Here is a 23,663-nt window from a genome sequence, read left to right on the forward strand (position 1 = left end):
GTTCATGCCCCGTACCCGCGCCAGCGCCTCTCCCCTCTACGTGCCGCACAACGCTTCACGGGCCCAGCAGAGGGCCGCCCGAGCTGGATTCGCCGAGGCCCGCCGCCAGGCGCGCCTCGCCGGAACACCGCCCAAGCACCGCGCCGAGGAAACCCTCGACCCGGAGCAGCGGCCGGCCTACCCGCCGACCGGTCGTCCCGGTTCGGCCTCGGCCCGGGGCGGCAAGCTCCGCCTGCCCGCCCACCGGATGACCACCGCCACCGCTTCGGGGGCCTACCCCTTCGTGGCGGAGGGCGGCCTGGGGGCGGAGGGCATCTTCATCGGCCGCGACGTCCACGCCGAAGCCGCCTTCTGTTTCGATCCGTTCTCGCTGTACAGCAGCGGCCGGATCGAGGGCTTCACGAACCCCAACGCGGTCCTCGCCGGGATTATCGGCATGGGCAAGTCCGCGCTCGCGAAGTCCATCGCCACCCGGTCGATCGCCCACGGCTACCGGATCTACATCCCCTGCGACCCGAAGGGCGAGTGGACCGGCGTCGCGCAGGCCCTCGGCGGCTACAGCATCGCCCTGGGCCCCGGCCTCCCGGGCCGGCTGAATCCGCTGGATGCCCCGGCCCGGCCCGCCTCCGTCAGCGAGGACGACTGGGCGACCGAGGTCCGAAAGCGCCGCCTGCTGCTCCTGGCTGGCCTGGCGCGCACCGTCCTCAAGCGCGACCTGCTGCCGATGGAGCACACCGCCCTCGACCTCGCTCTCGACCTGGTCGTCGCCGAGGCCGCCGCCCTGGGCACGGTGCCGCTGCTCGGTGAGATCGCGCACGCCCTCGGCTCGCCCGAACGCCTCGACCGGGCCCTCGGCCACCCGGCCGGACACCTCGGGTCGGCCGCCCAGGACCTCGCGCACGCCCTGCGCCGGCTGGTGCACGGCGACCTGAGCGGCATGTTCGATGCCCCCTCGACGGTGACATTCGATCCGAGCGCGCCGATGCTGTCCATCGACCTCTCCCGCCTCGGCGGTGCCGGAGACGACACCGCCCTGGTCCTTGCGATGACCTGCGCGAGCGCGTGGATGGAGTCCGCCCTCGCCGACCCCGCCGGCGGCCGGCGCTGGGTGATCTACGACGAGGCGTGGCGGCTGATGAGGCACGTCGGCCTGCTCGAACGGATGCAGAGCCAGTGGAAGCTCTCCCGGGGCCTGGGCATCGCGAACTTGATGGTCATCCACCGGCTCAGCGACCTGCTCTCGGCGGGCGACGCCGGCTCGCGCGGCCGGGTGCTGGCCGAGGGCCTCCTGGCCGACTGCTCCACCCGCATCATCTACCGCCAGGAGCCCGACCAGCTCGACGCCGCCGCTTCCCTGCTCGGCCTGACCGGCGTCGAGACCCAGGCGGTGTCCGCCCTGACCAAGGGCCGGGGCCTGTGGAAGGTCGCCGGCCGGTCCTTCATCACGCAGCACATCCTCCACCCGGCCGAACGCGAACTGTTCGACACCGACGCCCGCATGTCGGCATAAGCCTGTCCGGAGGATCGATCATGTCTGCTTCTCCCAGTTCTCCCGGCCTGGCCGAGCATCGGCCGCCGGCGGCCACCGACCGCCTGGCGTGGCGGAGGCACATCCCGGCGCTGGCCTCCGCCGCCGCCGGGATCAGGCAGGCGTCCGACGCCTGGGACGCGGTCTCTGACTCCTTCTGCGACGGCGACGGCTGGCCCGTCGACGAGCAGGGATACGAGGACGGCAAGGTGAAACGCGACGCCGAGGCGTGGAAACACGTGGAGGTCTTCCTCGCCCACGGTCCCGAGGTCCTGGCCGGCGTCCGCGCTGCCGCCCGTGGTGCCGACTACGTCGAGGGGCCGGCCAGCGAAGACCTACGCCGGCTGCGCGGCATCGACACCACCCTGGAACGGGCGGGACAGCTCCAGCGCGAGTGGGATCAGATCATGGCTCTCATGGACGCCTCGCTCCCCGGCTCGCGGAAGCTCTATGAGAGCGAGGCGGAGGAGGACCGCAACGCCGACGGCTGGCACTACGCCGACGAGCTGTCCATCCGCGGCCCGGCCCTCGTACGGGCCGCCGACTTCCTGGTCGGCCGAGCGGACCGCGAACAGTCCTCGCGGACCGAACAGGCGCGCGTGGCCCTCGCCCGATCCGCCTCCGGCCGGCGCGGGCCCCTGCCCGCTGCTCCCCCGGCGCCACCGGCACCCGGCCCATCGGTGCCGGGGCGCTCCCGCTGACGCCCGTAGCACCGAGTCCCGGCGGGACCAAACCTTCCGATCGCCAGATCCTCGTGGACCACCGCCCGCCCGGCACCGCGTTCCCGCAGCCCGCACCGCCGACCGCTGGAACACCCCACCACGGAGAAAGCCCATGCACCAGGACAACCCCCTGATCACGTTCGAGCGAGAGGGACCACATATCACCGCGTGGACCAGCACCTCTTCCTCGCCTGTTGTCCCCGAGGAGGCGAAAGAGGATCACGGGTACGGCTACCTCACCACTCCCCTCCGCCAACGCGGCCTGGAGGTCACCGTCGAGTACGGCCTGAGCGACTACATCGTCCACGCCGCCCTCCCCGACGGCAGTTCGCTGATCATCTCGCCGCCACAGGAACCGCCCAGCGAGGACCCCGAGTTCCCCGAGAGCTGGACGGCGATCCGCCACCGGGACACCGGGCCCTCGGTGTACGAGGAGATCTACGACTCGGAACCCGGCGGGCCTGACGCCCGGTACGGCGGCAGCGTCCCGAGTCTGCTCGCCGCCCTCGACACACGCCTGGACCAGCTCGGCGTGCCGCCACGCCCCGAGCAGCAGCGCTCCTCGCAGGAGCACGCCGCAGACACCGTGCTCCACCGTGCGGGTTTCATCGCCGCCGTCTCATTCGACGGGGAGCGCTACCACCGGCTGCCCACGACCATGACCGATCCGACCGAGCAACGACGGGCGGTGACCCGGGCTTTCACCGTGCTGCAGGACGAGGGGTTCACCGTCCTGTGCGACTCGGCCCTGCTCACGTCCAAGGGCCGAAGTCCGATAGACCGGACCGCCCTGCCGGCCTCTGCTCAGCCACGGGTGAGCACTGCTCTCGCGCCCTCGCCGTCGGCCGGACCGCGCACGGTCCGCACGCGCCTTGCGACGGCCCCTCCCCCACGTCCCGTGCTTCCACCCGCACGTCCCTCCACCACCCCTGGTCGCTGATCTCCTCACGTCTCGGAGTACGCCGTATGCCTCTCACCAGCAGAACCGTTCCGGCCCTCGACCTCCCCCGTCATCGAGCCCGCACCGGATGGATCGACCGTGTTGCCCACCTCCGCCGAAGAACTGCTTGCCGACGTCACCGTCGGCCGCCACCCCGACTACGGCATCGTCGCCGCGAACCCCAAGAACCTCGCCGCCAGCACCTGGATGCTGGAGCGGCTCGACTTCCGCTCCGTCCTGGGCGAGCCGACCCTGTACGCCCTGACCGACCAGCAGCGTGACGGGCAGGGCCGCGCCACGCGGGCCGCCGCGCTGCTGCGCAATGCCGGCTTCCGGGTCGACACGGACGCCGTGTTCAACCCCTCCCTCCTGCCTGGCGCGGGGCCCGTCCCGTCCCGGGCTCCGCACGCCGAGCCAGATGTCGCGTTCGCCGAGCATCCACGGCTCGGCATCGTCGCGGCCATCGACAGCCGCGCCTCCGGACTCACCGGACTCGCCCTGGTCGAACACGGCTGGCGGCACGATCCGCGCCTGGACATCTACACACTGCCCGCCGCCACCAGCCGCGACGAGGCCCTGGGGGAAGTAGCCGACGCCACGCTGGCCCTGCACCGTTCCGGTGTCCAGGTCGCGGTGCAGCCCCGCCTCGCCGAGGACGTAGCGGCCCGCCATCGCCCCGCGCCCGCCTCGTCCCGCGACCGCATCCAGGCCGCTGGCCGTAGTTCTCCGATCAGGGCCGCCGCGCTTGCCGCCAGCCCGACCCTCGCCAGTCTCCCGGGCAAGGCTCCGGTGCCAGCTCCCGCCACCGCCAACTCGGCGGCCCGGCCGGTCGACCCCCGCATCGCATTCTCCCGCAACCGCTGACCCAACTCCCGTAAGGAATACCGCCCATGGCCGTGAAGACCATCTGGCCGATCAACCACCTCCACTTCCATGTCGTTCCTTGGCGAGTGGACGAGAACCTGCCCCTTGCCCTGGGCCCCTCAGCACGCCGTTTACGCCGCGCAGAAGGCCTCGCTCTCGGGGTCAAGGCCGAGGCGGGCACTCCAGGATCCGGCCGTCGACGGTCCCTATGAGCAAGTGCCCTTGGGGCGCGACAGCAAGGGACAGTGCGGTGGTCGGTGCTCCTTCGACCTCGAGCTCGGTGTTCCATCGCACCGAGCCGTCGGCGGCGTCCAGTGCTGTCAGGGCGCCGGAGTTGTCGGCCACGTAGACGGTGTCCCCGTCGGTGTCGAGGGCGGTGGCGGGATGATCGGTGCGGTGCTGCCACTGCACTGAGCCGTTCAGGGATCGCCGCACTGTGTAGGCCCCACCGGGTTGGAGCCCGTGGCCATGGTGGACAGCGCCGGCATAGACCAGGGACTGTCCGATTTCGACTGCGGGACCCCCGAAATGGTGCTCTGCTGGTACCCAGGAGTGCGGGAAGAGCGGCCGCAATGTCCCATCGGCGCCCAGGGCGGTGACCCATTTTTCCCTATGCGGCTTGTCCGGGTCAGTACCGACCAGGAGGTACGGTTGGCTCGCGCGGCGGACGGCGAACGGATGATTGAACAGGTCGAAATGGCCGACCTCAGGGCCGTTCACCGGACCGTCCAGGTCGAACATCACCAGCCGTTCGGGACGCTTGCGGCGGCCGCCCAACGGCCTCAGGATCGCCCTTTGGCCGCCTGCGACAAGAACCGTGAACACGCCCGGGCTCAGGGTCTCCAGCACCTGCCCTGTGTCGACGGCGATCCGGGCGACTCGGGGTGCGGAGGTCTCCCAGCGCCTTCCGTTGCGGCGACTGCGGCGCTCGGCGTTAGTCCAGACCGATGTGCCGTCGGAGGCCAGAACCAGCTGTCGGCCGCCTTCCTCGTCCTCAACCGCCCATTGCAGGTCTCCTGATGGCAGCCACGACTCCGCCAAGATTCCGTCCAGAGCGGCCAACACACGGCCGTCCTCCGTGCCTTCGACAGCCCACACCCGCCGGCGCACGGACCACTGCCGGCCGGCCGAGGCCGCGAGGTCCGCGAGGGTTCGGCGGGCCTCCGCACTGTTATCCGGATGGACGACCCGTTCCGCGGGGGCGGCCAGCTCCTCGGCACCGATCGACCCCCGCCCGACGGCACGCCAGTCCGAGCGAGCCACGACGACCGTATGCCCCTGCTCGTGTGCCTGAGGGTTCTCCCAGTCGTCACACGGCGCCAAGACCAGACGAAGAGCCGTCTCGCTGCGCCATTCCACGCTGAGCACCTCCCGCGGGTACAGCAACGTGGACACGACGTCGCCGGAGTCCAGGTGGATCAGCAGCAGCTCACCCTCGAAGGAATAGCCGCCGTCGTAGCACCCCGTACCAACGGCCAACAGAGGAAGAACGGGGTGGAAGGCGAGAGACCGAACGGGGTACCGAGACCGCACCAGGTGCCGACACCGCAGCCCGTCATGCTCATAGACACCCATCCGATGCCCCGTCCATCGGGAGTCCGCAGTCCCACTGCCACTCCACTGGACATGCCCGAGGTCCCCACCCACAGCGACCGTCCGCGAGCGCTCGTCAACGACGGCCAGAGCAGGTTCTCCGATCTCGGCGAATGGGCCGTCGCCGAACACGCGTCGGACTATCGGCACGAGGGTCATACAGGGTTCCTCCCAGGGCGGCACATGAACGACCGCCGTCCCGGGCGCGGCACGGCGGCAGCTCATGATCCCGTCGGGCGGCGGGGTACACCATTGGATTTCATCCGGGCAAAGCACTGCCCCGTACAACCCGTGCCCATCTGGGTGAACGTGGCGAGCTGACGGCATTGCGATCCCCCTGTCTCGCGAGACACACAAATCGCGAAGAACACAGCTGCGGCCATAAAGGCGACCGAGAACCCCTACTTCTAGCCGCTCGGTGCCCCGATGCGGCGGGGCACCGAGTCCTCCTCTCCCGTCAAGGTCAGGGACGGGTGAGCACGGCGTCTATCAGGGATCCCCGGCCGGGCCAAATCCCGAATCCTGCTGATTCTCTCCCTGTTGGTCCGACCTCCGGACCCTCGTTTCTTCCTTCTCTTTCGAGGTAGACACCGTGATCGCCCACCTGCAGCGCGCCAGCGACACCGTCGGCCTGCTCGCGTACCTGTATGGGCCGGGTGAGCGCCGCAACCACACCAGCCCCCGGTTGATCGCGGGCGACGGTCACGGAGCCCCAATCGAACTGCTCGCCGAGCCGGGTTCGCTGTCCTACCTGGCCCGCGCTCTCGACGCGCCCGTCGAGCGTCTCGGGGCCCGCGCCCCCGTGCAGCCGACCTGGGTCTGTTTGGTCCGCTCCGACCCGCATCGGTCCGACCTCACCGATTCGCAGTGGGCCACCGTCGCCCGCAGCCTGGTGTCCGCCGTCGGGCTAGCCCCCGGACGGCGATCCCGACGCCTGCCGGTGGATCGCCCTGCGCAACCAGACCCGGCAGGTGCACATCGTCGCCACCGTCGCCCGTGAGGACGGCGGTCTCCACAACACCTACCGCGACGTCTTTCGCGTGCAGACCGAGTGTCGGCGCCTCGCTGCCGAGCTGAGGCACCTGCCCGCCGCTCCCGACCCGACCCCCCGCGCCCAGGAGGCCCACGTGCCTGCTCCTTCGATCATCATTACGTCCGAGTTCAGCGGCAGCGTCGTGGCAAAGGGGGCCACCGACGATCTCTCCGCCTCGATCCTCAAGCATGCTGGCTTCCAGCAGATCGACGACTGGCACGGCCGGCGCCATCGCCTTCCCACCACCACCCCAATCGCTGACAAGGTCGCCATCGCCACCCACGCAGCCGAGATGCTCCGCGCCGCCCGCTACAGCGTCGACCTGCCTCCCTCCCTGGACACGGCCCGGATGAGCGCGCCGGCACACCCCCTCGGGCTCTATGCCGCCGGAGCGGAACTCCTCCAGATCACCGACCGGATCCGATCGACCGAGAACGGGGCCGACCTTCAGCGGGCGGTCGACCATCTCCTTCACCCCGAGCACGGCGCCCTGGAGCGCGTCCGCGAGGCGTTGGAGGCAGCCAGCGAGCACATCAACGACCTCGACGACGAGGCGTACGCGCTCGCCGACCGGTTCGGCTTCGCTGCGGAGTTCGTCAGCTCGGCGCAGTCCGAACTCGTCGATTCCGGGGCCGAGCTGCGCCGTGTCGGCAACACGCAGCAGCCCGAGACCGAGACGCGGACGCGCTCCCCGAAACTGCCCGATCACCGGGACGCCGCTCTGGCCACTTCGCCAGCCGTGGCCAAGGCCAAGGTTTTCCCGTCCCTCGGCGTCGAGGCGACGCACTCCACTGTGGCCGTGCGGCCGTCGCACGCCCCTGGTCCGCGGCGGTGACTCTGGTGATCTCGTCGTACGCGCCCGCCGTCCTGGCTCCCGCCTACCTCACGCGAGCGGTCGATGCCCTTGCCGACAACCGGACCCCGTCAGTCGGACCAACACCGGCACCAGCGCCCCGCCATCCACCACGCCGCCCCGTCCGCGGAACGCCCCGCTCCCTCTCCCGATGAAGCCTTCCGTTCGATCCGCAAGGAGTAGGCCCATGAGTTGCACGAGAGCCGAGCGCGCCCCGCCCTGCCCGCTCGCACCCCAAGGAACCACCCGTGCCTTCCCCGCGCACCAGCGTGCCGTCGACCACCACCGGATCCGACGCGCTCCTCTATCTCCTGTTCGGCGCCCTCGGCGCCGCCATGGCCTTCGGCTCCCTCGCCTGGCTGACCGGCAACCTCACCAACTCCCTTGCCGGAAGCGGCCCGTGGACCCCGTTCCGTGCCACCGACGCCCTGCTGCACCCCGAGGTGCTGTGGCCGGCCCTGAGCACCACCGCGCTGCTGGTCGGCGTCCGCGTCGTTCCCGGCCTGCTCACCCTTGCGCTGATCACCACCGGCCTGGTGCTGTTGCTGCGCTGGCGCTCCGGCGCCAAGACCGGTCTCGCCCGCAAGTCCGACCTGGCGCCGCTGCTGGACAAGGAGATCACCGCCAAGGCCAAGAGCCTGCGGCCGTCCCTCGGCGACCGGGAGCGCAAGGAGATCGCTCCCGCCGACCGCGGCATCCTGCTCGGCACCCTCGATCCGGGCCGGACCGATGTCCGGGCGTCCTGGGAGGACGTGATCGTCGCGATCATGGCCCCGCGTTCCGGCAAGACGTCCGGGCTGGCGATCCCCGCGATCCTCGCGGCCCCTGGTCCGGTGCTGCTCACCTCCAACAAGGCCGCGAACGACGCGTTCACCGCGACGATGGACGCCCGTGCCGAGGTCGGCGCGGTCTGGACCCTCGACCCCCAGCAGATCGCCCACCACCCGCGCGAGATGTGGTGGGACATCCTGGCCGACGCCCGCGACCTTGCCGGGGCGAAGCGGCTGGCCGGGCACTTCGTCGCGGCGAGCGTGGACGAGTCGAGCGGCTCCGACTTCTGGTCCACTGCCGCGTCCAACACGCTCGGCGCTTTGTTCCTGGCCGCCGCGAGCCATCGGCAGCCGATCACCGACGTGTTGGCCTGGCTCGCCTCCCCCGCTGACCGGACCCCGGTCGACCTGCTCACCGACGCCGGCCACGACGCCGTCGCCGCCCAGCTCCAGGGCACCGTCTCCGGCGCGACCGAGACCCGCGACGGCATCTACGAGACGGCGAGGCAGTACGCGAGCTGCCTGCTCGACCCGGACGTCGCCGCCTGGGTCACCCCGAGCAAGGACCTCCCCGAGTTCAGGCCCCTCGCCTTCGCCACCTCCCGCGACACGCTGTACCTGCTGAGCAAGGACGGCGGAGGCAGCGCGTCCGCGATCATCGCGGCGGCGGCCGACGCGGTGATGCGCGCGGCCGTGATCGTCGCCGAGCGCTCCGGCGGACGGCTCGACCCGCCCGCCCTGTGCGTCCTCGACGAGGCCGCCAACGTCTGCCGGATCTCGGACCTGCCAGACCTGTACTCCCACCTGGGCAGCCGGGGCGTCATCCCGATGACGATCCTGCAGAGCTACCGGCAGGGCCAGCGGTGCTGGGGCGAGGCAGGGATGGACGCCCTCTGGTCCGCCGCCACCGTCAAGATCGTCGGATCGGGCATCGACGATGCCGACTTCGCCGACCGCCTCAGCCGGCAGGTCGGTGACCACGACGTCCAGACCGTCTCGGTGTCGACGAGCGAGAGTGGCAAGTCCACCTCGGTGAGCATGCGCACCGAGCGGATCCTGCCGCCCGACGCGATCCGCGCCCTGCCCAAGGGCAAGGTGCTGCTGCTGGCCACCGGTCTGCGTATCGCCATGCTCAGCATCCGGCCCTGGTACAAGGAGCCCTCCGCCAAGGTGGTCGGGCCGGCCTCCGCCCGCGCCACGAAGGCGATCACCGAGCGGGCCCTGGCGAAGACCGTCGGCCACGACGGCTTCGGGCTGTCGGCATGAGCGCGCCCACGCCGCGTTCCGCGCGGCTGGCGCAGTCTCCGGTTGTCCTGCGCGAGGGCCGTTGGTGGCTGGTCGGCGATGCCGGGTCGGTTCCCGTCACCGATCCCTCCTTCGCCACCGTGCTGGACGACTTCGCTGAGGCGTTGGCCGCTGCCGACCGTGCGGTCGCCGATCTGCGTGCCCGGCCGAGTGAGCCGTCCGCTTCCGGCACGCGAGGTCGTCGATGAACCCGCTGCTGGAGGCCGAGCAGGCGGTCCTCGGCGCGGTGCTGCTCGACCCGGGCCAGCTCTCGCACCTGGAGTGGCTCGCGCCGGATCACTTCTACCGGCCGGTCCACCAGGCGCTGTTCGCCGCGCTACGAAAGCTCCGAGGCGACGGCCACCCCGCGGCGGAGGGCGAGGGACCGGTGCCGCTGTCGTGGGTGACCGACGCTGTCGACGAGGCCGGCCTCCACATCCGGGGGCTGACCGCCTCGTACGCCCATCTCCTGGTCTCGGCCTGTCCGCGTCCGGCGCACGCTCCGGTGTACGGCCGCATGGTGCTTGAGGGGGCGATCCACCGCACCGTCACCCAGCACGCGATCCGCCTTCACCAGGAAGCTCGCACGGGCGCCCTGCGAGGCGAGGTCGAGGGAGCGCTGCACTACGCGGACGTCCTGACGGGGGTGCTCACCGATCTCGCACGGCGGTGGGGCACCCAACCGCGACCGGTCGCGCCCGCGACATCGCAGGCCCCCGACCCGCCTGCCCTTCCGCCGGCTCAGGCCGATCGGGTTGCCGAGGACGAGGAGTTCCTTCTGGCCGTCCTCGTCGAGCGGCCGGGGGCCATGGGCGAGGTAGTGGAGTGGCTGCGTCCCGGGGATTTCGCCGACCCGGTGCACGGGCAGCTCTACCGGTGCCTCGGGGCGCTGCACCACCGGGGCGAGCCCATCGACCGGATCACCCTGCTCTGGGAGGCCCAGCGGCGCGGGCTGCTGGCCGACAGCACGCTGTCGGAAGACCGGTTCGCCGCCATCTGCGACGGCGTGGGGGCCGGCGACGCCGAATGGCTCGGCAAGCAGGTGATGCGTTCCTCCCTCACGCGCACCGCAGCCACCTCCGCCCGCGCGGTCCGCGCCCTCGCCGAGGACGACGTCCTGGCCCCTGGACGGCTCATCAACCACGCCCTGCACGCGCTCGGCCCACTCGACGAGATCCGCGCCCGCTGGCAGACCGCGAACGGCCGGCCGGCTTCACGGGCGCCAACAACCACCGCTACTTCCCCAAGCGGGCCGCCGGCGGCGCGGGTGCACGCGGCCCTCACCCGCAGTACGCCGCGCCCCGCTCCGCCTCCACCAGACCAGCTCGGCCCCAGGCCGACCCCGACCGCCGCACGCCCGCCCTCGCGCAACCGCAGCTGACACGCCCTTATCCACCGCTCCTCCTCACGTACAGGAATTCATCGTGCCCACGAACCCTCTCGCCGACGCTCTTGCCATACGTGCCACGGCCTCAGCCTTCGACGCCCAGCGCGGCAAGCTCCCGGTCCCGGGCGACCCCCACCGTCTCCCGGGCAGCGTCGCCGTCGCCCAGCAAATCTCCGAACTCGGCAAGCTGATCACCGAGCTGGGCGACGAGGTCCTCATCCGCACCGTCAATAGGGAACACCGCTCTCGCACTTCCCTGGCCGTGTCCAGCTTCTCCGCCGCCGTACGACCCGTCGGTGAGGCGGCAACGGCCCTCGGGGACGTAGCCCAGCAGCTCGCGTTCCTGGAACGGACCGAGCACCTGCACGAGCGGCCCGAAACCCGGGATGCCCGTGAGGCGGCGGGGCGGGTGATCGACGAGGCGCTCGGGACGGCGGACACGGCCCTGCGGGAGGCGGCCGACTCCCTGCACGCCGCCTCAACGGCGGTCTCGCCGCCGTCCTCACGGCTCCGGGCCGCCCTCACCCGGACCACCACCTCCGTCTACGAGGCCGTACCGGCTACCCCCGCAGCGACGGCACCGGCGACGGCTCTCGTGCCCCGGGCCGTACGAGGTCGGTGACATGCCCGTCACCGTCTCCCGCCCTCCGCTGATCGGGTCGCTCTGCTCCGGGTACGGCGGCCTCGACCTGGGGGTGCAGGCCGCTCTCGGCGGCACGCTTGCCTGGCACGCGGAGGTCGATCCGAACGCCTCGCGCGTCCTGGCCCGCCACTGGCCCGGCGTCCCCAACCTGGGCGACATCACGACCGTCGACTGGTCCACCGTCCCCCGCGTGTGCGTCCTGACGGCCGGCTTCCCCTGTCAAAGACGTCTCGGTCGCCGGCCGCCGGGCCGGACTCAACTCCCATACCCGATCGGGGCTGTGGCTGCACGTCGCCCGTGCGGTCGAGGCCCTCCGACCCTGCTTGGTAGTGATCGAGAATGTGCGCGGCCTCCTCACCTCCCCCGCCGGTTCCCCTGGCGACGTGGAACCCTGCCCGTGGTGTCTGGGAGACACCACAGGTCAGCCTCCTCTGCGGGCACTCGGTGCCGTTCTCGGATCCCTGGCCGACCTCCGGTACGACGCGAAATGGCTCGTGCTTCGCGCTTCTGACATCGGAGCCCCGCACCGGCGCGAGCGGACCTTCCTCACGGCCTGGCCCGCCGGAGACCCTGCTCAAGACGCCGACCAGCAACATCGGCAAGAACGGCGGCTCCCAGCACCCGGCCAAGAGGAAGAGCGGGGGCCACGGCCCGAACCTGGCCGACGAGGTCGAGTGGCTCCTGCTGCCGACCCCGAAGGCGTCGAACGGGATCAAGGGCTCGCCCAACCAGCGCCACGGGAACGGGGACATGACCCTGCCCAGTGCGGCGGCTTCGCTGTTGCCGACACCGCGGGCCAGCGACACGGGCACCCCGGGCCGCCGCCCTGGCAAGGGGTGGCGCCCTCCCCTGTCGGCGGTGGTCCTGCCGCTGTGGGCGGAGCCATCCCCGAAAGCCGAGGAGTCGAGCGGCGATGGGGACCGTACGCAGCCGCCATCGCCCGATGGGAGACGCTCACCCGCCCCGCGCCGGCGCCTACGGACGCGGCCGGTCGGCTCCGTGCCGACTTCGTCGAGTGGATGCAGGGCCTCGACGCCGGCTGGGTCACCGCCACCCCGGGACTCGGACGCCCGGCTCAGCTCACAGCGCTTGGCAACGGCGTCGTTCCCCATCAGGCTGCTCGGGCTCTGCAGTTGCTGGCACCGCCGTTCGCGCGTTGTCCGCGCTGCGCGGCCGGGTAGCGGCTCCCTACCGGGTTTTCCCGGCCGGGCCAAACCGCGGATTCGCCGCATCCTCTCGGGCATGTCGCCGTCTCACAGATGGAGCACGCTCTCATGTCCGACACCAGCCCGACCGCCCCCGCCCCCGCCCCCGGCCCTGAGCCGTTCCGGGTCTCCGACGAAGACCTCGACGACCTCGCCAGCGCCCTCGCCAAGACCATCGCGGAGGTCAGGCGCCACGGCGTCATCCTCGACCGCCTCGGCTCCGAACCCGATCCCCTACTCCCTGCCGACCAGCAGACGGACGGCGCTCCGGAAGCCGGGGCGGCTGGCCCCGAGAAGGCCGACGGCCCCACCTCGGTGTTCATCCTCGCCCTGGGCGGCGAGGCGTACGCCGTCGAACTCGCCGCCATCAGCAACTGGGTGAACCACCTCCTCCTGCCGGTGTACGGCCGGGAGATCAGCACGACGCGTCCGTGGTGCGCGCTGTGGCACGAGCACCCGGAGGCCGTCGCCCGGCTGCACGCCCTCTGGCTCGCGTGGCAGCAGCTCACCGACACCGAAGCCGGCCTGGCCGGTCCGTCGACCTGGCACCGCGACCACCTGGACCAGGCGCTGGTGCACCTCCGCGCCCCGGACGGTCCGTTCGCCGCATGCACGACCAGTCCGACCCGGCCCAACCACCGGCTGCTGACCACTCCCGCCCCTGTGCAGTCGGGGGTGGCGGCATGAACGACCGCTTCGTCTTCGCCTTTGATTTCGATCTCGACGAGCTCGCCCCCGCCGATGCCGCGTCCGAGGTGGCGGTGGAGAGGTTCTGGTCCGGTGACCTGACGGCGCTGTCCCAGCACCACACCACTCCCAACGGCTCCCACAGCTTCGTCATCGCCCACGACCAGTCAGCCACTTGGGGAGCGCCCGGCGCGCCTCAGGTGATGGCGATCGCCGTCGCCCGGGATCTCACCCGGTTCACGTACACCCTGGAGACGAGCCACCACGCCACGGTGTCCTTCGCCCAGAACTGGCTGGTCGAACGCGGCTGCCCGCCCGAGAAGATCGCCAAGGTCCGCGACGGCCTGGTGAAGCCCGCCGACGACCTCACGGTCCAGGTCGAACGGCAGATCCGGGAGTCGGGCACCCGGTACGAGGTCCTCGACAACCACACCTCGGACTCCGAGCCGTGCGAGACGTGGACGCTGACGCGCGACTCCCGCGCCGCCGAGGCGCCGATTCGGGTCTTCCACGAAGAGTGGGACCACGACGCCGGCACGTACACGATGCGCGAGGGCGCCTTCGCCGACGTCGGCGCCGCCCGCTCCTGGCTGGACGACCGCAGCGGCCCGCTGCCGGAACCGCCGGAGTACAGCGATCACAACGGTGCCGTCGTCCGGGCCCGCATCGCCCTCGCCCGGTCGGCCGGCGCCTCCGCGGCACCGAAGGCGGGCCTCGACGCCCCCCGTACGCCTCCGGTGGGACCGGCCCAGCGTCTGGTCCAGGGGAGGCTGATGTGAGCCGCGCCCGCTTCGCCTTCGCCGCACACCCTGACGCCATCGCCGACCTTCGGGAACTGCCCGATGAGATCCGTGACTTGGCGCTGCTGGAACTGCAGAACCTGGTCCACGGAAGTGACGACTGCCTGCCGTTGAAGGGTCGCCTCGCCGGCTTTCACAAGGTATACGTCGACCCCTCCGTCGCCTACCGGCTGGTCATCCAGTTCCGCCCAGCCCCGCCGACCTCGAACCACAAGCGCGAGGTCTACCTCGTCGCCGCCGGAAGCCGGAAGGACTACGCGGTCTACCGCACGGCCCACCTGCGCACCGCCCCTCAGCAGGGCACCGAGACGGCCTCCGCCGCCGAGGCCCGCGTCCAGGCCGCCCGGTCCCGTTCCTCCCTCACCGCAGGCCGCCCTACGGCCGCCGCCCCGGCAGCTCCTCCCACAGTGGCCCTCTCCTCGGCCGCCACTTCCCGAAAGGTCCCCCAGCGATGACCACCGACCGCGCCCCGCTGTCCCGTACCGGCCTGGCCAGCCTCCTCACCGGGGCCGCGCAGAGCGTCTCCGAAATCCTCGCCGCCGAGTACCCGACGGCCGCCAGCCGCTCCTACCTGCACCCCGTACTGGGCGCGCTGTCCGCCGGTCCGCACGTGGTGGGCGAACTGACCGAACGACTCGAAGAGTTCATGGCCACTGAGCCGCGTCCCGCCACGCCGGCGGGTCTGTTCACTCTGGCCTCCTACGTCTCCGCGCTGGGCTGGCTCACCGAGTCCCTCGCCGAGCTGACCACCGCCGTCGACCAGATCTGCACGCGCGTCGTCATCCCCACGGAACCCGGGGACCTGGCCTTCGCCGCGACCGAGGACGCCGAGGAGGAAGACGGGTTCGACTTCGCCTTCAGCGCGCTGGAGCTGGCGGCGATCCGCACCGCCGCCCGGGCCGCCGGGCTCCCGCCGGGCGACTACATCGACGTGCTCTCCCAGTCTCTGCTCGCGGCCTCCCGGATCACCGACGCCTGCATGGAGATCTCCAGCGGCCTGATCGAAGACGCCGCCTACGTGCTCGACGAGGCAGCCGACCAGATCTGGACCGGCGGCGAACCCGGGGGACTGCCCACTCTGGTCCGTTCGCTGCTCGCCCGGATGGAGGCAGCCGAATGAACCCGCGCGATACGCCCGACCGACCCGCCTTCTTCCCCATCGGTTCGTTCGACGCTCAGCGCATCGAGGACGCGTTTTCCCTGATGGGACCCAAGTGGACCACTTGGTCGGTGATGACCATGGCCCAGGAAGGCCGTCCCATGCGGGTGCGGGATGTCGCCGCCAGGCTCCCCTTCGTCAGCGAGCAGCTGGTCGGCAAGCGGCTGGCCGCCATGCACGCCGGCGGACTGGTCACCCGAACCGACAAGCGCCATAGGGCTCCGTACCGGCTCAGCGCCCTCGGCGAGTCCCTGACGCACGTGCACCGCACCTTGGCCGATTGGTCTCGGAACTACCTGTCGCCCGGCGCGATGGCCGAAGCCGAACGTGTCGAGGACGCCGTACAGCGTCTGCGGCTGCGGCACTCCACCGCCATGATCCAAGTCCTCGACGCGGGCGGCCCTATGCGGTTCGTCCACATCGCCGAAGGCGTCGGCCTGGACGTCAGCCTCACCCAGCATCGCCTCCTCCGGCTTCAGGCCGACGGCCTGGTCACCCGCACAGGCCCGCGCCACGGCGACCCCTACGTGCTGACCGATGCTGGCCGGGAGCTGGGCCCCGTCTACGCGACCGTCGAGCACTGGAGCGCCCCCTTGGCCACGCGGTGGACCCCTTCACCCCCTGCCCCTGTCTCGACGGCCCAACGAACCCACTCTGATATCCCGTTGGGGTCGGACGGCGCCCGGACCGCTGCGGCGCTGCGCCGGAGCGCCGCCGTACCGAATGCCCTGTTCAGCCATGCTCCCCAGCCTCAACCGCGGGTGCCGGCATCCGCGACCGCTCCGTCGGCCCCAGGACGGGTCAGGTGATCCGAGTGGCGCCGAGAACCAGAGGCACCCCGCCATCACCACAGCGGCGTCCGCGTGCGCTCCGGCCCTTCACCGCGCTGCGCACGCGGGCGCGTTCCCCTCCTCCCACACGCGCCTGGAGCTTCGACCATGTCCGCCCTTCCCGACCCGTCCCGCCAAGAAGAGGTACTGGTCTGCCCCATGTACCTCGCCGGCTCCAACGGGACCGGAGACGCCGGCTTCGCCCCCGTGGCCCACTGGCCGCACCACTACCTCGATGACGGCCCCTGCCAGCTCCTCGTCGCCTCTCCCGACCAGCGGATCCGGATCGGCTGGTTCGGCGACGACTTCGAGCTGTGGAGGATCACCGCGGCCGAGGAGGCTGTCGCCGCGCCCCGCTGGACGGCGACCTTCAACCACGTCACCCCGGCCGAGATCGTCGCCGGCCTCACCACCGCCCTGGCCCAGGACTACGCCGAATCCGACCCGTACGAGAACAACGGACGCTTCCTGGCGGACCCATCGCTGTACTGGGCTGACGCCGTCCAGCCACTGCTCGATGCCGACTGGCGCCGAGGGGCAGCCAAGTACGGAACCGTCGAGATCACCGCTCCCGACGGGCTGGCAGGTGTCGAGATCGATACCCTTCGCGGCGGACGAGACGCCGAGGCCGTCATGCTGTGGGCCGGTCCCCGGGGCTGGGGTACGCGGGCGGAGGCGGTGTTCACGGCCCGCACTCCGTCCCATCTGATCGCCGCGACGGCGGCCGTCATGGCCAGTTCGGCCCCGGTGGTCCGTGAACGGCACATGATCCACCGCGAGATGGAGTCGCTGGTCACGCTGACGCCGGTCGGTCCGGCTGCCGATCCCCGGGTCTCCCGCTCTCCGACTCCGCTCGACGTACGCCGCACCGCTGTCACCGAGGCCGTACGCCGTGCCGCGCACGCTCCGCGGACAGCAGCCGACCTCCGCATGATGGCGGCCCAGAGCCGCACCACGCCCTCGGCGCAGAAGCGGTCGAGCACCCTCGCGCCCGCAGCCTCAGCCCGGCAGCCGGCCGCTTCGTCGGCTCCCCGGCACAGCCGCTGACCCCCGCCCGGACCTTCCCGGACACCCTCTCCGGACAACAGGAGTTCCTTCATGGCCGACACCACCGCGCTCGACCAGGCCACTTCCATGATCGAGAAGGCCTGGGGTCAGCCCATCGAGGTCCTGGAAGTCCTCGCGGTCCGTCGCGCCTGCGACAACCTGCTCCTGCGCTCGGCCATGCACATCCGTACGGCCCTGGCCATCACCGACAACGCGGTGTCCGTTCACCAGGATCGCCTGCACACCATGACCCGGCCCGGATATGTGCCGGCCTTCTACGAGCTGGACCGGCTCTCCAGCTCGGCGGCCGACCTTCGCGTCGCGCTCGCGGAGAGCGGTGCGTACGTGCAGGCGTTCCGGCGTGTGGTCGAAGCACGCGAAGCCGCCTCGACCGCGGACCGGGGGCCGGCGGCGAACCTGTCCCGGGCCGCTGTCGCCCGCTCGGGGCTCGCTTCACATGCCCCGGGCCAGGTGCCCGACCAGCCTGTTCCCGCGGCTGTCGTCGGGCCGTCGGCGCCCTCACCGGGGCCGCGCCGTTGAACGGTCAGGCAAGGTCTTCGTCGTGGTGGGCGTCCTCGGTTGGGGCGCCCACCACGCGGGCCAGCTCCTCCACCGTCAGCTCGACGTGCCGTCCTTCCGCGACCCGGTGCTCCACCACCGCGTCCTCGCCCGCCCACCTGTCGGACTGCGCGCCGACGCCCCACTGGCCGTCGGCGACCATGGCGATGTCACCCACGGTCCACGGCCGCCCGGCGGCGCGGATCTTGCGCTCCAGCCCGGCCCCGTCCCAATGTCTGCTCGGCTCCGTCATCCCTGCTCCCCCTTCGGTCCCGTACGGCCCGCTGCCGTAACTCGTTTACGACACCCCCGAGCGTCGTTCCATTCCCTTGCCGCCGACCTTCTGGGCGTCCGCCCGTGATCAGTTCGCCCACGGCAGACAGGGCGTCCCCAGAAACGACTACGGACTTCGGCACACCCCATGTCAACGTACGGATGTCGGGAAAACCGCAGGTCAACGAAGGGATCGTCCAACCTTGAACGCCTCCGCCACCCTCCTGCCCGCCGTCGTCCGGCCGGCCGTGGAAGACCGCCACTGGCTCTCCTCGGACCACTGCGCCACCCCGGTCCTCGAACTCCTTCACGCCCTCGACTGGACGGTCGTCGACACCCCGGAGGCCAATGTCCACGCGCCGAGCCCGGACGGCCGCGTCTACGTCGGCTGGCTCCCCGAGGACCCCGCCGCCTGGACACGCGACATCGTCTGGCGGGTCCAGGTACAGCCCACCGAAGGTGCCGCGTGGGCCCAGGAGTTCGGTACCCACACCCCTGCCGAGGTGGTGGCCGGGTTCGTCGCCGCCCTCGTCGCCCACTCCCCGCGCTAAATCGGTGAGCGGGCTGCACCACCGGCCCGCCCCGCTCACCGGCACCCGTTCTCGGGTCCCCGCCCCCTCCGGGCCGACCGGCCACCCCGTCCCCGCTCACTGGCCCAGCAGGAGGTTCCGATCGCACGCATGCTCCTGGCTACCTGTCCCGCGTACCGCCGTAAGTGCGCCTTCGCCCGTCGCTGCACCTGCTACTACCTGCCCGGTCAGTACGGCCGCCGCGCCAAGCCCCTTCGCCGCCGTGCCGCCCGCTGAGCCGAACGACGCCTGTGGCGGGCGCGGCCTCGCCGAATGACCGAGCGCCCTGACCTCCTCCGCCCCGGCCGTCCAAGGAATCCTCCCCAACACGAGGAACTCACCGTGCCTTTCCACCCCCCGCTCACCAACCACCATGCCGACGGCACCCTCTGCCCGGCGGACCACAAGCACACCAGCTCCGGCAAGCCGCTCCACGCCGACTGCCCGGGGCGCTCGTATACCCAGGCCGTCTGCTCGTGCGGCGGCTGGGAGATGAAGCAACGAGGCAAGGGCTACATCAACGAGTGCCGCAAACGGCACCTCGCCGGGCACGCCCCGGGGCCGAAGATCCTCCGGGACCTGCTCCGTCTCGACGCTCCCTGACGCTCCGATCCCGCCCGCCCGTACCGCTTTCGGAGGCTTCCTTGCCCCAGTACATGACCGTCGGCCACCTGCTCCGCCAGCTCCAGGACCTCGACCCCGCCCTGCCGATCCGCCTCGCTGTCAACCCCGACTTCCCCTTCACCCACTACGTGGGGACCGATGTCGTCGTCCAGGACGGCAAGGCGTTCATCCCCGACGACGGCCAGGAGGACTACCTCCCCACGTCGGTACGCGGCGCCCTCACCTGGTCCTGACCCCTTCCCCCACTCTCCGGAGGCTCTCATCTCGTCGCACATACTCCCGCTGCACGGCCTCGCCGCACTTCCCCTGCCGGACGGCGTCCGCGGCGCGCTGGTCCAGCGCGTCTCCACCCGGCACGACGGCCCACTCGACGTCACATGGCTCGCCGCCAGAGCCCCGAGGCTCCCCCTCGGCCGCATTCGCCTCCACTGGGAGCCCGCCTCTCGCTCCGGTTGGAACGTCACCGCTCACCTGGGCCTGGCCACCAGCGAGGTACACCTCGCCTCCTGGCCCGCCGCCCCGGACGACTGGCCGCGCCTGGTCCGCCCGACCCTCCACGAGGTGACCGGCCTCTGTGCCGCCCTCGCGTTCGCGACCGACGCCCTGGACCTCTCGAACCGCCTCGCCGAGGTCTGACCAAGAGCCGCAGAAGGCCGCCTCTCGCCGATCAGGCAGGGGCGGCCTTGCTATGCGTTGCGTACGCTCATCCCGACGAACGAGGAGGACACGATGGCCGACGACCAGCAGCTCTGGGGCTACACCGAGGTCGCCGCCCACCTGGGCATCAGTGTCGGCGCGGCCCGCAGCCGGAAGAGCCGGGGCAGCCTGCCCGCGCCCGACGACGACAGCGTGCCGGACCGGCCCCACTGGAAGCCGGCCACGTACCAGGGCTGGAAGCCGATCGGCCGGGGATTCCGCAGCGACCTGCACGGCCCACCGACTCCGTCACCTCTCGGCTCAGGAGCATCATGAACAACCTTCTCGTCGGCGCCTTCGTGGTCACCGCCGCCGGCGCGGTCACCGCCGTCGTCGCCGCCGCGCAGGACGACTACGGCCTCTGTGCCGTCGCCTTGTTCACCGTCGCGGCCGGTGCCGTCGGCGCCTACCTGATCAGCCGCTCTCAGGCCGCCGCGACCGATCGCACTGTTCTTCACCGGCTAGAAGAATCGCCCACCAGCCCGTCGATGTCCTCGCGAACGAGCTTGGTCTTCGCCCGGCCGCCGTCCGGCTCAGCCTCACCGCCTGACCAAGGCAGGCGTGCTTTCCCCGAAAGCCGATCCCGCTGATGACGGCTCGCTCGCCCATAGGGTCAGGCGCATGAGTGAGTCCCCGATGCCGTCTCCGCCATTCCCCTCGCCCGACAATGCCGCACTCCGGTTGATCGTCGGCAACGCCATCGAGTCGGTCCGCAACGCTGAAGCCTCGGTGGAGGAGGCGATCCTGCACGCGGCGGTCCACGGCTGGTACGAGGGCCACATCCAGGGTGAGGACGAGTGCCCCGGATGCGACTTCCGGGGCGGGCTGCCGAGGAACACCAAGCGGGGCTGACCACACCTGAAACGCCGAGGAGCGCCACCGATCCGTCGGTGGCGCTCCTCAGCGTTTGGTCCCCGATTTGCGATACTCCCTGACACACCGGGCACCACTCTGGTGAGGACGGGAGGCGGGCTCCTCGACTGACTTGAGGAGCCCGCCGGTATACGAAGACCCGGGTTCTACCGCGCCGGTCAGACCCGCAAGATCAGTGCTTCCACCTGTTCAAGCGTTGTCACGCTCGCCTGGGCTGCGGCCCGGGCCTTCGTCAGCTTCTCCATCCACTCGATCCGCTGATCGGCCGGCAGCGCGTCCTCTCCGAGCTGGACTCGCAGGCGGTGCGCCTCCTCGAAATCCGTCATCAGGGTGTGGGCGGAGTCCACGGCCTGCTCGTAGCCGCCCTCGACGAGTTCCACACGGGCGGGAAGCTCCCGGCGCAGCATGACCAGCTGGTCATGCGGATCGGCCGGCGGAGCGCCGTGCACGGTGGTGACAGCGGGATTCGTGCTGGCTCCGGCCGTGGGGGAAGCGGTGGTGCTTCCGGGGTCGCTCGGGGCGGGGCTGCCGAGCTCCACGGGGAACGTCTCGTCGAACCACGCCTTGTCGGCGACGTAGTGGGTGGGCTGGCCGTCGATGGCAGGAGCGATCACCATACCCGCGGTGATCGGCGTCCGGTCCTTGGCCCAGTGCTGCTCCCCATAGCAGATCAGAGGCATACCGTCTTCCGCCTCGGGCGGCTGCGTCGCGTCCGGGTGCTCCAGCACCGCCTTCGCGAACGCGAGGAGAAGTGCCCGGCTGATGTTCGGGGCGTTGGTTGCCGTGTACGCCAGGGTGAGGGCGGCGAGGGCGCTCTTGGGGGTGCGCCGCACGCCCTTGCGGCCCTCGCCTGCCTCGCTGCCCTGACCAGCGGTGATGAACGGCTGCGGAGCGTGGATCAGTGCCGGTGCCATGCGCTGGACGAGGGCGGCCCAGGCGGTCGCGTCGCCGGCCTCCGCCCCGAGGAGGAGCACCTTGAGTGACCGCGGGTCCTGCCCGGCGCCCTTCGCGGTCTCCGGGACGCCGAAGAGGCCGAGGGCGGAGAGGATATTGCCCCGGTGCAGGAACAGCTGGGCGATGGCGGCGGACCACAGTCGGGTGCGTGCCTCTGCCGTCTTCGCCTTGGTCTGGCTCCACGCCGGCTCCTGCAGTGTCCCCCTGACGATCGGCCAGAAGCGCCCCGTGTCCCGGACGGTGCGAGCGTTCGTCCGCTTCGGGGCCTCGGGCGGGATCTCGGGGAACACGAGCGCGGTGATGGCGCGCACCGCGATGTCGCGGAGCACGGCAGGGGAGGCGTCGTCGCCCGTGGGCACGAGTGGCGCGAGCGGGTCGAGCGGTCCGTTGGCGGTCAGCGCGTCGCGCACACCGACCAGGTCGAGGAGGTCCGCGCCGCGCGCGTCGGGGAACGCCTCGGTGAGCGCGTCCGCGAGGAGCGATTCCCTGGCGTACGCGTCGACGAGTGTCGCGAACAGGGCGATCAGGCGCGCATCCTCGTCGTAGGGCTGGATGCCGCGCAGGTGGTCGTTGACGTTCAGCGTCCGCAGTACGTGTTCCAGAGCCGCCGGCTTGGTGCAGCCGATCACGATCTCCGCGGAGACCGTGGCGATCTTCCCAGCCCGGACCGACGGGTCGGTTTCCTCCGTCTCTGGCTTGGCGGCGGCCTCGTTGAGCCGGTCGGAAAGCCGGTTCAGGATCTCCCGCTGACTCAGCAGCAGCAGCTCGGGGTCGGCCTTCTTGCCCTTCGGCATGGGGAGGAGGGACTGGGGCATCCCCGTGACCAGGTGTTCCGGCCGCACGCGGAAGATGTTGAGACGGGCCAGTGCACGGTTGTTCCCGGTCACGGCGGCCAGGCGCCACAGCTTCGACACCGTGCCGTCGGGGCGGGTGATCTGCCACTGCTGCAGGACGTTCATGCCCTTGGAGAGCTGGCCCGCGTCCACAAGGGATTCTGCCAGGTCATAACCGCGGGTCTGCCCGGCACGCTCCAGATTCTCGGCGGCGTACCGCTGCATGTGGACGGCCACGTCGTAGGGCTGCTCGGCGAGAGCGAGTGCCGCCTTCGGCTCCCCCTCTTCCTCCGCCGCCCGGACCACAGGACGCGGCCGGCGGCCACCGAGGGCGGTGAGGAGGGCCTGGCGCTGGCCGTCAAGTTCCCCCACGCGGCGCTCAGCGTCCTCATGCTTCTGCGTGGCCGCCGCCAGGGCCTGTGCGACGTAGGTGCTGTCACCGGCCGCCCGGCGGCAAGTTTCCCGCTCCTTCTCGGCGGTCTTCGCGGTCTTCCTGGCCTCGTGCAGCGCCTGCTCAGCGGCAACGAGGTCCTTGACGCACTGGCTGGCCCCAGCAACGGGCGGTGACCAGCAGTTGACGGTGCGGTCGTTAAGGTCCCACGGGATCACCGCAGCACCATGGACGTCACACATCAGCAGCAGTACCTGCTCGTCGCCGGCCTGCACGAGACGGTAAGCCGAGGGCTTGAGTACCTTCTTGCCGCTTCGGGTGGCGATCAGGCGCTTGATCTCGGTGTCCGGGAGAGCGGTGGCCAGTCCCTCGCTGATCGCCTGCCGCGGAGGCGGTACGACCCCGAGTTCCGCGCAGGTGTTCGCGATGGCGTCCGCGAGGTTCCGGCCGTAGGCGTCGGTGCCGATGCCCGGGTAAATGCCGTCAGGTCGTTTCGCGACCATGGTGTTGTCCTTTCACCCGGGTGCCCCGGGCGAACACGCAAGCC

At 71.2% G+C, this 23,663-nt stretch carries 27 protein-coding genes and 2 pseudogenes; 26 read left to right on the plus strand and 3 right to left on the minus strand.

The window, feature by feature from the left end; genetic code table 11:
- Positions 1-4: 4 nt before the first annotated feature.
- From ABT154_RS25230 to ABT154_RS25245, 4 genes are all read left to right on the plus strand, one after another.
- Positions 5-1,510, plus strand: a complete 1,506-nt coding sequence (locus ABT154_RS25230) for a putative type IV secretion/conjugal transfer ATPase (RefSeq protein ID WP_351859302.1) — start codon at positions 5-7, stop codon at positions 1,508-1,510.
- A gap of 20 nt (positions 1,511-1,530) precedes the next feature.
- On the plus strand, positions 1,531-2,229 hold the full coding sequence (locus tag ABT154_RS25235) for a hypothetical protein (protein WP_351859304.1): 699 nt from the start codon (positions 1,531-1,533) through the stop codon (positions 2,227-2,229).
- 133 nt (positions 2,230-2,362) lie between these two features.
- A complete protein-coding gene (locus tag ABT154_RS25240) occupies positions 2,363-3,190 on the plus strand; it encodes a hypothetical protein (RefSeq protein WP_351859306.1) in 828 nt (275 codons plus the stop codon).
- Positions 3,191-3,289: 99 nt separating this feature from the next.
- Positions 3,290-4,054 carry a hypothetical protein gene (locus tag ABT154_RS25245; RefSeq protein WP_351859308.1) on the plus strand — a complete coding sequence of 255 codons (765 nt, stop codon included), beginning with the start codon at positions 3,290-3,292 and terminating at the stop codon, positions 4,052-4,054.
- 162 nt (positions 4,055-4,216) lie between these two features.
- Here the strand turns inward: ABT154_RS25245 and ABT154_RS25250 are convergent, their stop codons facing one another.
- Positions 4,217-5,533 (minus strand): outer membrane protein assembly factor BamB family protein, encoded by a 1,317-nt coding sequence (locus ABT154_RS25250; protein ID WP_351859310.1) that lies wholly within the window; start codon positions 5,531-5,533, stop codon positions 4,217-4,219.
- Between the two features lie 706 nt (positions 5,534-6,239).
- Between ABT154_RS25250 and ABT154_RS25255 the strand changes: the two genes are divergently transcribed.
- The 15 genes and pseudogenes from ABT154_RS25255 (at position 6,240) to ABT154_RS25325 (ending at position 17,885) form a co-directional block, all read left to right on the plus strand.
- Entirely contained in the window at positions 6,240-6,647 is a 408-nt protein-coding gene (locus ABT154_RS25255) for a hypothetical protein (RefSeq protein ID WP_351859311.1), read from the plus strand.
- On the plus strand, positions 6,619-7,515 hold the full coding sequence (locus ABT154_RS25260) for a hypothetical protein (protein WP_351859313.1): 897 nt from the start codon (positions 6,619-6,621) through the stop codon (positions 7,513-7,515). Before ABT154_RS25255 ends, ABT154_RS25260 begins: the two co-directional genes overlap by 29 nt.
- Before the next feature lie 266 nt (positions 7,516-7,781).
- On the plus strand, positions 7,782-9,569 hold the full coding sequence (locus tag ABT154_RS25265) for a type IV secretory system conjugative DNA transfer family protein (RefSeq protein ID WP_351859315.1): 1,788 nt from the start codon (positions 7,782-7,784) through the stop codon (positions 9,567-9,569).
- A complete protein-coding gene (locus ABT154_RS25270) occupies positions 9,566-9,796 on the plus strand; it encodes a hypothetical protein (protein ID WP_351859317.1) in 231 nt (76 codons plus the stop codon). The genes ABT154_RS25265 and ABT154_RS25270 overlap by 4 nt, the downstream gene beginning before the upstream one ends.
- On the plus strand, positions 9,793-10,968 hold the full coding sequence (locus tag ABT154_RS25275; RefSeq protein WP_351859319.1) for a DnaB-like helicase N-terminal domain-containing protein: 1,176 nt from the start codon (positions 9,793-9,795) through the stop codon (positions 10,966-10,968). The genes ABT154_RS25270 and ABT154_RS25275 overlap by 4 nt, the downstream gene beginning before the upstream one ends.
- Before the next feature lie 43 nt (positions 10,969-11,011).
- Positions 11,012-11,596, plus strand: a complete 585-nt coding sequence (locus tag ABT154_RS25280; protein ID WP_351859321.1) for a hypothetical protein — start codon at positions 11,012-11,014, stop codon at positions 11,594-11,596.
- Position 11,597: 1 nt separating this feature from the next.
- Positions 11,598-11,771 (plus strand): annotated as a pseudogene (locus ABT154_RS25285) (DNA cytosine methyltransferase); the annotation flags it as partial.
- Positions 11,772-11,892: 121 nt separating this feature from the next.
- Positions 11,893-12,798: pseudogene (locus ABT154_RS25290) on the plus strand (DNA cytosine methyltransferase); the annotation flags it as partial.
- A 93-nt stretch (positions 12,799-12,891) separates the two neighbouring features.
- Positions 12,892-13,509: a DUF4913 domain-containing protein gene (locus tag ABT154_RS25295; RefSeq protein WP_351859323.1), complete on the plus strand. Its 618-nt coding sequence runs from the start codon at positions 12,892-12,894 to the stop codon at positions 13,507-13,509.
- Entirely contained in the window at positions 13,506-14,288 is a 783-nt protein-coding gene (locus tag ABT154_RS25300) for a glycosyl hydrolase (RefSeq protein WP_351859325.1), read from the plus strand. Before ABT154_RS25295 ends, ABT154_RS25300 begins: the two co-directional genes overlap by 4 nt.
- On the plus strand, positions 14,285-14,764 hold the full coding sequence (locus ABT154_RS25305) for a hypothetical protein (RefSeq protein ID WP_351859327.1): 480 nt from the start codon (positions 14,285-14,287) through the stop codon (positions 14,762-14,764). The genes ABT154_RS25300 and ABT154_RS25305 overlap by 4 nt, the downstream gene beginning before the upstream one ends.
- Entirely contained in the window at positions 14,761-15,429 is a 669-nt protein-coding gene (locus tag ABT154_RS25310; protein WP_351859329.1) for a hypothetical protein, read from the plus strand. Before ABT154_RS25305 ends, ABT154_RS25310 begins: the two co-directional genes overlap by 4 nt.
- The gene (locus tag ABT154_RS25315; RefSeq protein WP_351859331.1) at positions 15,426-16,277 is read left to right on the plus strand and encodes a winged helix-turn-helix transcriptional regulator; all 852 of its coding nucleotides are present in this window, start codon (positions 15,426-15,428) and stop codon (positions 16,275-16,277) included. The genes ABT154_RS25310 and ABT154_RS25315 overlap by 4 nt, the downstream gene beginning before the upstream one ends.
- 129 nt (positions 16,278-16,406) lie before the next feature.
- The gene (locus tag ABT154_RS25320) at positions 16,407-17,345 is read left to right on the plus strand and encodes a DUF317 domain-containing protein (RefSeq protein WP_351859333.1); all 939 of its coding nucleotides are present in this window, start codon (positions 16,407-16,409) and stop codon (positions 17,343-17,345) included.
- A gap of 51 nt (positions 17,346-17,396) precedes the next feature.
- Positions 17,397-17,885 carry a hypothetical protein gene (locus ABT154_RS25325; protein WP_351859335.1) on the plus strand — a complete coding sequence of 163 codons (489 nt, stop codon included), beginning with the start codon at positions 17,397-17,399 and terminating at the stop codon, positions 17,883-17,885.
- A 4-nt stretch (positions 17,886-17,889) separates the two neighbouring features.
- Here ABT154_RS25325 and ABT154_RS25330 read toward each other — a convergent pair whose 3' ends face one another.
- Positions 17,890-18,156, minus strand: a complete 267-nt coding sequence (locus ABT154_RS25330) for a hypothetical protein (RefSeq protein ID WP_351859337.1) — start codon at positions 18,154-18,156, stop codon at positions 17,890-17,892.
- A 223-nt stretch (positions 18,157-18,379) separates the two neighbouring features.
- Here ABT154_RS25330 and ABT154_RS25335 point away from each other — a divergent pair, with 223 nt between their 5' ends.
- The 7 genes from ABT154_RS25335 (at position 18,380) to ABT154_RS25365 (ending at position 20,917) form a co-directional block, all read left to right on the plus strand.
- Positions 18,380-18,727: an SPDY domain-containing protein gene (locus ABT154_RS25335; RefSeq protein WP_351859338.1), complete on the plus strand. Its 348-nt coding sequence runs from the start codon at positions 18,380-18,382 to the stop codon at positions 18,725-18,727.
- 129 nt (positions 18,728-18,856) lie between these two features.
- On the plus strand, positions 18,857-18,982 hold the full coding sequence (locus ABT154_RS25340; protein WP_351859340.1) for a hypothetical protein: 126 nt from the start codon (positions 18,857-18,859) through the stop codon (positions 18,980-18,982).
- Between the two features lie 105 nt (positions 18,983-19,087).
- Complete coding sequence (locus ABT154_RS25345; RefSeq protein ID WP_351859342.1) at positions 19,088-19,348, plus strand: hypothetical protein; 261 nt, start codon at positions 19,088-19,090, stop codon at positions 19,346-19,348.
- 41 nt (positions 19,349-19,389) lie between these two features.
- Positions 19,390-19,602 (plus strand): hypothetical protein, encoded by a 213-nt coding sequence (locus ABT154_RS25350; RefSeq protein WP_351859344.1) that lies wholly within the window; start codon positions 19,390-19,392, stop codon positions 19,600-19,602.
- A gap of 496 nt (positions 19,603-20,098) precedes the next feature.
- Positions 20,099-20,341, plus strand: coding sequence for a MarR family transcriptional regulator (locus tag ABT154_RS25355; protein ID WP_351859346.1), 243 nt, complete (start codon positions 20,099-20,101; stop codon positions 20,339-20,341).
- Positions 20,338-20,655, plus strand: coding sequence for a hypothetical protein (locus ABT154_RS25360; protein WP_351859348.1), 318 nt, complete (start codon positions 20,338-20,340; stop codon positions 20,653-20,655). Before ABT154_RS25355 ends, ABT154_RS25360 begins: the two co-directional genes overlap by 4 nt.
- A 31-nt stretch (positions 20,656-20,686) precedes the next feature.
- Positions 20,687-20,917, plus strand: a complete 231-nt coding sequence (locus ABT154_RS25365; RefSeq protein WP_351859350.1) for a hypothetical protein — start codon at positions 20,687-20,689, stop codon at positions 20,915-20,917.
- Positions 20,918-21,096: 179 nt separating this feature from the next.
- On the opposite strand, the gene ABT154_RS25370 is transcribed toward ABT154_RS25365, so the two are convergent.
- Positions 21,097-23,619 carry a hypothetical protein gene (locus ABT154_RS25370; protein WP_351859353.1) on the minus strand — a complete coding sequence of 841 codons (2,523 nt, stop codon included), beginning with the start codon at positions 23,617-23,619 and terminating at the stop codon, positions 21,097-21,099.
- Positions 23,620-23,663 lie beyond the last annotated feature (44 nt).

Origin of the sequence: Streptomyces sp. NPDC001728 (assembly GCF_040297565.1) — a bacterium.
GTDB lineage: Bacteria > Actinomycetota > Actinomycetes > Streptomycetales > Streptomycetaceae > Streptomyces.